Below are 12,262 nucleotides of genomic sequence, written 5' to 3' on the forward strand. Positions count from 1 at the left end.
CATCCATACCTTATTTAATTTATTTTATAACTGAAGAATAGCTTCAGATTTCCCGATTATTTGCCGGGTAATTCCGTCTAATTCAGTAGCCGATTCATTTAAACCTTTAAATAAAAAATTACGCTCATCCTTATTTAGCTCTTCCCAGGAAGTTTCTTTTACAATACTTAGAATTTTGGCCACCGGCGCCCTAACTAAATGAGACTGGATCCAGGTAATATTCTTTAATTCTTCGTTTTGTTTTTCAATTATTTTCTGGTGTTCAATTTCTTCCGTTATATCTGTAGCCACAATTATTGCGGCTCTTCGATTCATATAAGTAATTATTTTACTATCAATCTTCACCTGGATCTCTGAACCATTTCGTTTTAAATGGATAAAAATTCTATTCCCCGCCAACTTTTTTTCAGCTTTAAAATCGCGTAAAGAAGCCTCCATATTTGGAATTTGTTCTTTTGGCCTAATATCTTTTATAGTCATATTTAAGAATTCATCCTTAGAATATCCATAATGATTTATAGCCTTCTCGTTTACATCTAAAAACTGTAAGGTTTCCAAATCGTAGACCCAGGTAGGCTGGGGATTAAACTCAAATAAATCGAAATATAGTTGTTGCGATTTTTTTAGCAATTGTAAATTTGCTTTTCGCTCTAAACTGTAAAGTATACTTTTATATAAAATATCAGGGTTTAGATTATCTTTAATTAAATAGTCTGAAGCCCCTAAAGAAATAGCATCTAACGCAAATTCTTCAAAAACTTCTCCCGTTAATACAATAATAGGAATTTCAGTAAAAAGATGGCAAACTGTGTTTACCAGGTTATTTCCTTTATTATCGGGAAGGTTCAGATCTAGTAGAATAGCATCATATTCTGCACTTAACTCGTTCTCCTTTAATGCTGAAAATTTACTATACCGGGTTAGAGAATGCTCTGGTAATTTTTCTTTTAAATACTCAGAGATTAAATAATAATCTCCATCATTGTCCTCTATTAAGAGGAAATGGTAAGCTTTATTCTTAAACATAGTTGGAGTAGGGATAGATTTTCGGTTTATTTTTCTGATAATTCTAAATACTAAATATCAAATATTTCTGAATAAATAAAAAGCTAAATACTTTAAAATCAGCAAAACTTATAAGTAGTACAAGCCGTTAAAAATAATAAATTTTTAAACAGGATATTAAGTTCATTTTTAAAGTAAGTAAACAGTTTCAGAGCAAGCTCACGAAGCATTGTTATTGATTTCGATGCAAGCCTGGGAGCTTTAGTAAATCTTATTTAAATGAAGTTTTGTATTTTTTTTATGGATGAAAGAGTTCGTTTTTATATTAAAATTGGATTATTAAGCGCTTTGATTCATTTATTTTGAAGAAACAGAAAGCTATTTATTGAAGCTTTCTTATTATTTTTTTTGTTCAAAATATTATAATTTAAATTTTAGTCCGCAAAATTACTAAGCTCATAAAAACACTCTCTTTTCATCTATTTTTTACGTAAAAATACTTAGTTTTAAGAAGGGTTTTATAAATTGTGTTTTCTAAGAATTAGATTAATCGTAATTGAAATGAAAACACTAATCAATATCCCAAAATGTACTATCGTTGGGGCTGGTCCTGGAGACCCAGACTTGCTGACTTTAAAAGCGATAAAAGTACTCAATAATGCAGGTGTAATACTTTACGACGCATTGGTAAATCCCGAAATTCTGGAACACGCACCCGGGGCTATAAAAATTTTTGTAGGAAAGAGGAAAGGGTGTCACGCTTATACTCAGGATCAGATAAACGAGCTTATCGTAAAATTTGCCAAAGAAAATGGGAGCGTAGTAAGGTTAAAAGGAGGAGACCCATTTGTATTTGGACGCGGGAGCGAAGAAAAAAAATATGCCTGTGCACACGGGGTAGAAGTAGAAGTAATTCCTGGAATTTCTTCAGCTATTTCGGTTCCGGCTTCTGTAGGAATTCCTGTTACAAAAAGACATATAGCCGAAAGTTTTTGGATAATTACCGGGACTACTTCAGGGCATAAGCTTTCTAAAGATGTGGCTCTGGCAGCTAAAACTTCTGCAACGGTGGTGATTTTGATGGGAGTGAGTAAACTCGCTCAAATTGTAGCTTTATATAAAAAAGAAGCTAAAGCAGAACTACCAATTGCAATAGTACAAAACGGTACGCGGGAAGATCAAAAACTCGTTGCCGGAAATATTGCCAATATTGAAAACCTGGTAAAAAAATATAAAATAGGAACCCCGGCCATTATAATTATTGGGGAGGTTGTTAAGGAATGTGAGGCTTATAAAACAGGAGTGAACAATACAGAAATTGATGAATTTATCTTTCAGAATCTTAATTACCTCAATTTACCCCAAACTGCATAATTATAGTTGATATTTAACTAGGCTTTTCCTGGATACGTTTTTCAAATGCTGACTTTGGGGCTTCACAAAGTGAACAAACGTAGGTTTCGGGAAGTTTATCAAAGCTGGTGCCGGCTGGTATTTCCTGAGTAATGTCACCAAACTTTGCTTCGTAAATACTGAGACAGGCCGCACATTGCCAGATTTCTTTTTTCAATTTCTCTTTCTCTGATTTTGATTCTGGTAACTTTCTGGCCTTTTCTTCTTTCTCACCCAATTGGCTAAAGTACATTTTACTTAATTCTATTAGCAAACCGGGCAATTCAACTTTGTCCACATCCTGAACATGAATCACATAATTACGGGTATTAGGATCAAAATTTTGAGCATAAAGTAAATTATAGGTGTCACGTACTCCAATCTCATTTAGAATTTCTGGTGCTTGATTTTTTTCAATTACCACAGCAGTAAAATAGTTGCTTTTTTTGGTTGAATCAAAAATCCCGAAAGTCAATCCATAGGTGCTAATATCCTTTTGATCAAAATTTGAAACCAGGTATTTTTTTAGGTTTGCGGCTTCTTCGTTATCTACCGGAATATGCCAATTTAGCTCTAACATAGAATGCCTCACATTAATTCCGTTTTTTCCCAGAAATTTCTCCCATTCAAGTTTGGTGTTTATTGGGATTCCTTTTACAATCAAAGATTTCCAGGGGGTAATTGAAATTTTTCCAATTTTAGACTCAGCGCATAAATCACACATTTCTTTGAGAAAACTGGTGTAATATTTATTATTTCGCCAATATAGTCCCAGCCAATAATTATCCATTCCAATCTTATTCATTCCCTCGTAATACGGAAAAGGTTGATATGGGATTTCCAGAGATTTATCAATTGTTCTATTATTGGTTTCAAGAGAATCACTTAGCAAATTGAAAATCATCTCTACCTCCTCTGGTTCTTCCTGGAGCAATTCTTCAATTCCATAAACAATTTCTCCCACGTCCCAGGTATAAATAAGCGCAGGATATACCTGCATTTTTTGCCATTCTGGTAGCCTGATGTACAGGTACCAATAATCTTCGTGTTCTGATGCTATAAAATTTAGATGACCGGTAAATAATGGGACCAGGCGTTGTTTAGGATCTGTAATATTTACTTTTAAATTTGGAGGAATTCTAAATTGTTCCAGCACATATAAATAACGGTCTCCGGTAAGCCAAGGTGTTCCCGAAAAAATATCTGCAGCTACATAAGAAGAAACTATATTTTCAGCTCCCTCAGTTTTTGGCGGAATTATTTGATATTTATTTTCAGCAGAAAAATTTTCAACTTCAACATCTTTGGTAATCAAAATATCCTGGCGGGACCCCAGCGAAATAGAATCTGAACCCGATGCCTCAGCTAATTCTACAATTTCCTTTAATTCTGCAGGTGATAAAACTCCTCCTTTTATAATTATTCTTGTGAATGATTTTTTCATAAATATTCTAATTAATTTAAACTGAAGCCAGAGCTATGCGAAAACTACCCGGCCACCAAAAGTTCCCTAACTTCGGTTTTACAACTTCCGCAGCCTAACCCGGCACCGGTTTCTTTGCAAAGTGTTGTAAAATCTTTATTTCCATTTTTAATGGCTTCCTGTAAGTTTCCGGCACCAACCTGGCTGCATGAGCATACAAGTTTTCCCTTTACCGGTTTACTGTTTCCTGAACCACGTAATAGCGTATCGCGCTTATCTGCCAGTTCCATTTTACTTTCAATAAGCGTTTTAAATTGAGCAAATTCATTTTTATCACCCATTAAAATGGCCCCAACAAGCAGATCATTTTTTACAATGCATTTTTTATAATATCGCTTACTAACATCGGTAAATACAATTTCCTCGTAAGCAGGGTCGTTCTCGGGTACATTTATATCTCCCACACTACAGAGGTCCAGGTTTTTAAATTTCAGGATATTCATTAGTACCGAACCCCTGTAAATACTGCCAACATCGCCAGCTAAAAAGTTAGAAAGAACCTCGGCTTGCTCTTCGGCAGCAGAAGTGATACCAAATAACTGACCTTTATACTCAGCAATTTCACCAATTGCAAATATATCTGAATTAGAGGTTTGTAAATGCTCGTTTACTTTTACGCCTCGCCCACAAATGAGACCGCTTTCCTTAGCAATTTCAATATTTGGCCGTGTGCCAATGGCATAGGCAATGGCGTGTGCATTAAGGATTTTCCCACTTTTAAGACTAATAGTTAATTCTCCGGGATTTTCTTCAACATCAAAAACAGTACTTACTTCGTTATCAAAATAAATATTAATTCCACGTTCCTGAACATCCCTGGCCAGGAGCCTGCTGGAGAGTATATCAAGCTGGCGCTCCATAAGGCGGGATGAACGTTGTACTATGGTAATATTTACAAGCTCTTTTTGCAATGCAGCCGCGAGCTCTAAGCCCAGCAAGCCACCGCCTACAATCACCACATGTTGTTCCGCTGGTGGTAAACCGGTATTTTCCAGGTAGGTTTTAAATTCATCGGCATCTGCTTTACTTCTCATGGTAAATCTTCCCGGGGAATCCAGCTGAGCATCCTTTGGAACAAATGCCCGACTACCTGTAGCAATTATCAATTTATCAAAATGATGTTTATTCCCCCGGTGGTCGGTCACCCATTTTTCGTTTTTATCTATTTTAGAAATAGAACAGGCTTTATGAAGTTGAAGATTTAATTTTCCCAATTCAACTTCCTTAATTTTTAAAAGTTTTTCCCAGCTGAGTTCTTCCGTAACATACTCAGGTAGTAAAACACGATTGTAAAACGGATGTGCTTCTTCTGAAAATACGTGCAACTCATCATCGCTATTATGGTCGCGATAATTTTGAACAAACCGAAATGCTGCCGCTCCTGCACCAATAATTATTATTTTTTCTACCGGTTTTTTATATTTTGAAACCGAAACCCTGGTAAATTTGAAATCGGGTTCTTTTGATTGCGGATCAACGTGATTAAAAGTAAGGTTGTTCGCCCGGTTAAGGTCACTTTGTAATTGTTTACCCCAATGCATTGGTAAAAACAAAACGCCAGGTCTTACGTCTTTAGTGATTTTTGCACGTAGCCTAACATTTCCATTCTCACTTTCTACTTCCACGACTTCGCCATTTTTGATGAAATTCTTAATCCCATCTACTGGATTTATCTCTAATACGGGGGAAGAATAATGGGTTCGAAGTCGGGAAACCTTTCCGGTTTTGGTCATACTATGCCATTGATCCCGAACTCTTCCCGTTGTAAGGATTAATGGGAATTCTTCATCGGGTTGTGTAGAGGTGTTATTAAACGAAGCGGGAATATTAAAAATCGCTTTTTTAGATACGGTGTAAAATTGGTGGTCTTCAAATAATCTCTTAGTGCCGGGATGGCGATATTGAGGTACTGGCCATTGAATACTCCCTTCGTTTTTGAGACGATCATAATTAAGATGGGAAATATCAATATTGGTACCTTTAGTCATTTCGCAATATTCCGCGTAAATTTCTTCTGTAGAATTATAGTTAAATTCAGAAAAGCCCATTCTTTGCGCGAAATCACAAAAAATTTCCACATCGGCGCGGGCTTCTCCGGGTGGGGTGAGGGCCTTTGGTAGATAAGAAATCCGTCTTTCAGAATTGGTCATTGTGCCTTCTTTCTCCATCCAGCCAGCGGCAGGTAATACTAAATCGGCATATTCCAGGGTGTCAGACTTATGTGAAATTTCCTGAACCACCACAAATTTGGCTTTTTTAAGTGCTGCTTCAGCTTTGCGAACATCGGGGAGGCTCACCATAGGATTTGTACAGGCAATCCAAACCGCTTTTAATTTTCCACTTTCCAGGGCATCAAACATTTCAGTTGCTGTATATCCCGGTTTTTCTGAAATTTTATCCACTCCCCAAAAATCAGCTACTTCCTGCCTGTGATCAGGATTATCTAAATTTTTATGAACTGCTAATAAACTCGCCATTCCGCCAACTTCCCGGCCACCCATGGCATTGGGTTGCCCTGTAAGAGAAAAAGGGCCATTACCGGGTTTTCCAACTTTTCCGGTTATAAGAGAAAGGTTAAGCAGTGCAAAATTTTTATCGGTTCCCACAGAACTTTGATTAAGCCCCATAGCCCACATAGTAATAAAGCCTTTAGAGCGACCTATCAATTCAGCTGCTTCTTTAATTTCTTCTACAGGAACGCCACATTCTTTAGCTGCTTTTTTAAGAGAAAGGGAATAGGCCTGTTTTTTATAATCAGGGAAATTTTCAGTATGCGCTTTTATGAATTTTTTATCGATATAACCTCTTTCAATTAAGCGGCGGCCAATGGCATTAAACAGAATAATATCTGTGCCGGGTATAAGTTGGAGGTGAAGATCGGCGAAACGTGCAGAATCGGTTTTACGTGGATCTACCACAATCACTTTCACTTCATCGGGGTTTTCTTCTTTATGCTTTTCAAGTCTTCTAAAGAGAATAGGGTGGCACCAGGCAGGGTTTGCACCGGCGATTAAAAAACAATCGGCCAGTTCAATATCATCATAAGAAACCGGCACTGAATCTTCCCCGAAAGTTTTTTTATAAGCCACTACCGCCGAGCTCATACATAAGCGGGAATTGGTATCAATATTATTTGTACCCAGAAAACCTTTAGTGAGTTTATTCGCAATGTAATATTCTTCCGTAAGGCATTGTCCCGAAACGTAGAATCCCACACTGTCAGGTCCATATTTTTGGATAAGAGTTTTGAAAACGCGAGCAGCGCGATCAAGTCCCGTTTCCCAGCTTACCCGTTCGCGCGGATGGGATTTGCTCCAACGCATTTCGGGATGCATAATCCTGTCAGAAACATTGTTGGCAACATAATCAAGGTTCATTCCTTTAGAACAAAGCATTCCGCGGTTTACGGGATGGTCTTTATCACCTTTAACCGTAATTTTATTATCGAAGCTTTTTTGGGCTATAATACCACAGCCTACGCCGCAATAAGAGCAGGTGGTTTTAAATTCTTCTTGTTGTATTTTTTTCATAAACTCAGCGACAAAATATACTTAAACGCTGGTTACTAAGCGCTTATAATTTATTAAAAGAATGGATTATTTCTGCTAAATCCTTATAAAACAGAGGTGATTATTATAGGATTTCTAAGCGTTTTGGTGCCTTAATTCTAATGCAGCTTCTTTTTCATCTTCCTTAGAAAACCGAATGGCTAAACTAATAAGACCTGCGGCCAGAATACTAAAACCAATCCACAGAAATGCGTCTGAAATGGCTGCTGAAGATGCCGAAGCCCTGGCTGCTTCTACAATTTCATTATTTCGGCCTTCGTTAGCGGCAATTGCTGCTTCTTCGGCAGCAACCGATTTAATTTTCAGGAATAAAGCTGCGAAAAATGCTCCTACATTTCCCCCGGCACCTACGATTCCAGAAATTGAACCTATAGCTTTTTTATTAATAAAAGGCACCACGGCGAAAGTAGCGCCCTCAGCCATTTGCACCGCTAAACTGAATGCAGTAAGAAGAAGAATGGCTATAATAAGACTGCCGGCCATGGAGAATAGCGAAAGTATAATTCCTTCAGCAATTAGAATTAGGGTGAGAAAGAATACCCGGCCTTTTAATCCGCCTTTTTCTCCCGATTTATCGCCAAAATATCCACCCAGGGTCCTGGCAAAAAGATTCATAAGGGCAAAGCCTAAAATAATGTTTCCTGCTGTTACGCGCTCCAGGTTAAAAGTATCTTGTAAATAGCTGTCCATGGTACCGTAAACCGTAAGCTCTATACCAAAACACACACCGTAAACTACAAAGAGTATCCAGACGCGATAATCCTTGATAGCGGTTAAAAATCCATTTTGATCTTTCTTAACCGGAATTCTTTTTCCCGATTTTTTTAGGTCTGAAAAATTTCCTTCCGGGGTGTCTTGTGTGAAGAAATAATAGACAAAGCCCATACTGAAGCATACAAGTCCTGCCACAATCATTGCATAACGCCAAACTTCGGTTTCTGCAACTCCAAAAGCAACAAGACCAGTAGCAATTAAAGGCATTCCTAACCTGTTTGCGCCTCCACCCAGGTTGCCCCAACCGGCTGAGGTTGCATTGGCCGTGCCTACTACGTTAGAAGCAAACATTAAAGAAGTATGTACTTGCGTAATTACAAACGAAGCTCCTATGAACCCCATACATAAGCGACAAAGTTGAAATTGAAATGGCGTTTGTACCTGGCCGCAGAGTATGGTGGGAATGGCTCCTAAAATTAATAACCAGGTATAGCAGAGCCTGGGACCGTATTTATCACATAACTTACCAATTAACAGGCGGGCAAAGACTGTACCTGATACCGCGAGGATAATAGCGTTCCATTTTTGGGAGGGGCTAAGGCCTAAATCTTTTTCTACCTGGGGCATAAAAGGCACTATTCCAAACCAGGAAAAAAAACAGATAAAAAAGGCAAATGCCGAAATCCAAAAAGTCCTTATTGGAATACTTTTTAAATTTCTTAAATCTAATTTTGTTGCTTTACCAGTGATCACATCCTTCATAATACTTAGTTTTATGATCTAAAATTAAGTATAAATACTTAAAAAAATAAGTAAAAATGAATTAATGCGAAAATTAGAAAATTGAGCCTTTAGAATTATAAATTTCTAAAAATAAGATATTCAAAATATTAATCTTCAGGTAATAGAAGTGTTCCTGGAGGTGCGAACAGTAAAGAAGTTTAAATTTCGGGATAATTATTTGGAGAGTGGATTTCTTAAATTAATTTTAGCTCCCGGGATTTATGAGTGAGTTCCATAAGATTTTTTACTTCTAATTTTTTCATCAAATTAAACCGGTGAGCTTCAGCAGTTCGTTTACTTATATTAAGCTCATCGCCAATTTCCTGGTTGTTTTTTCCCTTTAAAATAAGTTCAAGAATTTGTTTCTCTCTTTTGGTAAGAATATTAAGGGCCGGGTCTTGCTCCGGGGAGCTTGTCTCTAAGCGTTTTCCAGAATTGCCATTCACAAAATTGTTTACGATAATTGCAGAAATATCGCCACTAAAATATTTTCCACCGTCGGCAATCTTATTAATGGCTTTAAGAAATTCTTCTTTGCTCGATCCTTTAAGTAAATAACCATCTGCGCCGGCTTCTACGCATTGTACTACGTATTCGGTAGAATCGTGCATGGAAAGAACCAATGTTTTTACTTCAGGAAAATCTTTTTTTACTCTTTTAACTACTTCAATCCCGTTTAGCTCGGGCATTCTAATATCAACGATTAGTAAATCGGGAGCCTCTTTTTCAATGATTTCAAGGGCTTTTTTACCATTCGCTGCTTCATTCACCACAGTTAGATTTTCTTCATTTTCCAGTAAGGCAATAATGCCATCGCGCACCAGTTCGTGATCATCGGCTAAAAGAATTTTGGTTTGCGCCATAATATTTGTGTTTTATACGTACGAAAATACGCATTTTTAAATAGAAGTCTAATCTTGTTTTAGGGGAAGATTCAGCGTTACCCTTGTGCCTTCCCCGGGAGACGAATTAATAAACAATCGGCTGTCTATAAATTTTACACGTTCTTTCATAAAAGTAAGTCCCATCCCACGATTGCCGCTTTTTTCTGAAGCAATACTTTCCTGGTCAAAACCTTTACCATTATCCTCAATACTAATACTTAAAATTTCTTTGCTATGGCTTACACTTACAATAATATGGGTAGATTCGGCATATTTTATGGCATTATTTACGGCTTCCTGCGTAATGCGATAAAGGTTAATTTCAGTAATATTTCCCAGGCGCTGTGAAAACCCTGTTTTATTGAATAAAATAATATTTTTCCCGGTGAGTTTTGAAAGTTCTTCTGAGAGTTTTTGAAGCGCCGGTACAATTCCATGGTCTGTGAGTTCCGGTGGGGTGAGATTGAAAGTAGCAGCGCGAACTCCCTGAATAATTCTTGTACTTAATTCTTTTAAACTTTCAATTTTGCTTTCGGCTTTTTCGGGATATTTAAAATCTATGCTTTCAAGGTTATATTTAAGTCCGGTTAGCATTTGGCCAATTCCGTCGTGAATATCTTTTGCAATTCGGTTCTGCTCGTTTTCCTGGTTTTCAATGATTTTTTTAGCAATTAAACCCTGTTGGCGCATTTTTTCTTCGTAACTCTTTCTTGTAAGTTCTTCTATTTTTAGCTGGACTTCTTTATTTTTGGTAATATCTACGCCAATAATGGTAAGTTCGGTTTTATCTTTTTCGGGTTGAAAAGGAACGATAGATAATTCAAGCCAAATATCTTTTTTGTCTTTGGTAGTAGCTTTTACTTCCCCCTGCCAGCCCGATCTTTTATGAGCTGAAATGAGTTTTTCAATATTGAGTTGTTCATTTTCTTTGGGTGATAAAATTTCAGAAAATTTAGTCTCCATATTAAATTTTTTATACTGAAATAGCTTCGAAAACCGATCGCCTATATGCAAAACATCGCCATTTGGAGTAATTCGGGCAAAAAGTAAAATTTGATCCATTGCCTGGCCAAGTGCACGTAATTCTTTCACCGATTTTTCACGAGCTTCGCTTATGGCATCTGCATCACGCGCCATTTTTACGGCCCGGGATTCTGCGTGTATCAGGTTTTTAATATTGTTTTTAACCCCTTTAGCTGTTGGTAAGAAGATGAAGAAAAATTCAAGTAATAAAATTGACAGCGTAAAAATTGTTAAAAATAATTCCAGGTTTTGTAATTGTTCCACCCGGGTATGTGCTTCTTCATCATATTGGTTTACTATAGCCTCCATAAGACCAAGAAAATCGGCTTCGTTTTCTTTGATTTCAGTGATTTCAGCTGAAAAATCTTCTACAGGACGTCCCGGATTTTCATCTATTTTCAGCAGTAAACTTTGCGATGCTGCCCTAATTCTCTCATAATAAGGCTGAATTTTACTGAATTTTTCTTCAATTTCATCACTCTGTGCTGAAGCGATATTTAAACTGTCGCTCCCATGTTTTAAAACTTCATGAGAATGCGTCCAGCGAGTAAGGCTTTCTTCGAGGTTTTGGACAATTTTTTTGCGCTCGTTTATGCTTTCGGTTTCAAGGAGTAAAAGGCTCTCTTTGGTAAGCTTTTGACTCAACATTCTTTGGCGACCCGAGATATTGATAAGTTTAGAATCTCCTTCCTGTTCTTCAAGGAATTTACCGATAAATAACTGACTTATAATTACCGAAAGCGCAATGGCTGTTAGGGCCAGAATATATAGCTTTCTAAGTTTTATAAAGGTATGTTGGTCTAGAGAGCTATGTGACGCCATTATTTATTTTAAAGCTTCTTGTATTAAAGTTTCACTATGTGCGGAAAGAGGAAGTTTTAGGGCGGCTTTATGCCCTTCAGGAGACATTTTAGCCCAGGTTTTCTTTACAATGTCTATTATTTTATCATCATTATGTTTTGCCGCAAAATTTTCAAAATAATGTTCAAGAAAAACCAGGCACACCACATCTTCCATAATTTGAGAACCTTCGTCTTTTTTAATCTGCTTTTTCTTAATTAAAAATGAAACCCGATCCCGAAAATCTTTATCATAACCCACTTCTTCCAAAATTTCATCTGTAATTTTAGCGTGGGTTTTTTTGAGACCTTCGCGCCATTTTAAATATCCAATTCTATTTTTTGGATAGGTGTCTCGAGGAACTGTCCACCGACAAATATGCTGCGCACGTACTGCAATTTGTAATTCTTCGGAAGCCTGCGGATGAAAATCCAGTAACTTATCTGTCATTCGTTGTGAATACAATAATTCTTTCGGAAATTCTTTTCCGTTTGCTATTTCCAAATTAGGATCTTGAGCATTTTTATTGTCTATACGTTGTATGGCTTCCTGGAATTTACTCATTGGGA

Annotated in this window: 8 protein-coding genes; 1 reads left to right on the top strand and 7 read right to left on the bottom strand. The window is 37.1% G+C overall.

What is annotated here, in order from left to right:
- Positions 1–24: 24 nt before the first annotated feature.
- Positions 25–1,026, bottom strand: coding sequence for a response regulator (locus AO058_RS11265; RefSeq protein WP_075326651.1), 1,002 nt, complete (start codon positions 1,024–1,026; stop codon positions 25–27).
- Between the two features lie 540 nt (positions 1,027–1,566).
- On the opposite strand from AO058_RS11265, the gene cobA reads away from it, so the two are divergent.
- On the top strand, positions 1,567–2,379 hold the full coding sequence (gene cobA / locus AO058_RS11270; protein WP_075326652.1) for a uroporphyrinogen-III C-methyltransferase: 813 nt from the start codon (positions 1,567–1,569) through the stop codon (positions 2,377–2,379).
- A 13-nt stretch (positions 2,380–2,392) separates the two neighbouring features.
- Here cobA and AO058_RS11275 read toward each other — a convergent pair whose 3' ends face one another.
- From AO058_RS11275 to AO058_RS11300, 6 genes are all read right to left on the bottom strand, one after another.
- Complete coding sequence (locus tag AO058_RS11275) at positions 2,393–3,841, bottom strand: rubredoxin (RefSeq protein ID WP_075326653.1); 1,449 nt, start codon at positions 3,839–3,841, stop codon at positions 2,393–2,395.
- 44 nt (positions 3,842–3,885) lie between these two features.
- On the bottom strand, positions 3,886–7,410 hold the full coding sequence (locus tag AO058_RS11280) for a nitrate reductase (RefSeq protein ID WP_075326654.1): 3,525 nt from the start codon (positions 7,408–7,410) through the stop codon (positions 3,886–3,888).
- 114 nt (positions 7,411–7,524) lie between these two features.
- The gene (locus AO058_RS11285) at positions 7,525–8,925 is read right to left on the bottom strand and encodes an MFS transporter (protein WP_075326655.1); all 1,401 of its coding nucleotides are present in this window, start codon (positions 8,923–8,925) and stop codon (positions 7,525–7,527) included.
- Between the two features lie 215 nt (positions 8,926–9,140).
- A complete protein-coding gene (locus AO058_RS11290; RefSeq protein WP_075326656.1) occupies positions 9,141–9,809 on the bottom strand; it encodes a response regulator transcription factor in 669 nt (222 codons plus the stop codon).
- A gap of 48 nt (positions 9,810–9,857) precedes the next feature.
- Positions 9,858–11,675 (bottom strand): sensor histidine kinase, encoded by a 1,818-nt coding sequence (locus AO058_RS11295; protein ID WP_075326657.1) that lies wholly within the window; start codon positions 11,673–11,675, stop codon positions 9,858–9,860.
- Positions 11,676–11,678: 3 nt separating this feature from the next.
- Entirely contained in the window at positions 11,679–12,257 is a 579-nt protein-coding gene (locus AO058_RS11300) for a DUF4202 domain-containing protein (protein ID WP_075326658.1), read from the bottom strand.
- Positions 12,258–12,262 lie beyond the last annotated feature (5 nt).

The sequence above is a fragment of the Salegentibacter sp. T436 genome (assembly GCF_001932675.1).
Classification (GTDB): Bacteria; Bacteroidota; Bacteroidia; order Flavobacteriales; family Flavobacteriaceae; genus Salegentibacter; species Salegentibacter agarivorans.

What these genes read in the sequence shown, in the direction of transcription:
- AO058_RS11285 (WP_075326655.1), bottom strand. Translation starts at nt 8,925, where the DNA reads ATGAAGGATGTGATCACTGGTAAAGCAACAAAATTAGATTTAAGAAAT.
- AO058_RS11290 (WP_075326656.1), bottom strand. Translation starts at nt 9,809, where the DNA reads ATGGCGCAAACCAAAATTCTTTTAGCCGATGATCACGAACTGGTGCGC.
- AO058_RS11295 (WP_075326657.1), bottom strand. Translation starts at nt 11,675, where the DNA reads ATGGCGTCACATAGCTCTCTAGACCAACATACCTTTATAAAACTTAGA.
- AO058_RS11280 (WP_075326654.1), bottom strand. Translation starts at nt 7,410, where the DNA reads ATGAAAAAAATACAACAAGAAGAATTTAAAACCACCTGCTCTTATTGC.
- cobA (WP_075326652.1), top strand. Translation starts at nt 1,567, where the DNA reads ATGAAAACACTAATCAATATCCCAAAATGTACTATCGTTGGGGCTGGT.
- AO058_RS11265 (WP_075326651.1), bottom strand. Translation starts at nt 1,026, where the DNA reads ATGTTTAAGAATAAAGCTTACCATTTCCTCTTAATAGAGGACAATGAT.
- AO058_RS11300 (WP_075326658.1), bottom strand. Translation starts at nt 12,257, where the DNA reads ATGAGTAAATTCCAGGAAGCCATACAACGTATAGACAATAAAAATGCT.
- AO058_RS11275 (WP_075326653.1), bottom strand. Translation starts at nt 3,841, where the DNA reads ATGAAAAAATCATTCACAAGAATAATTATAAAAGGAGGAGTTTTATCA.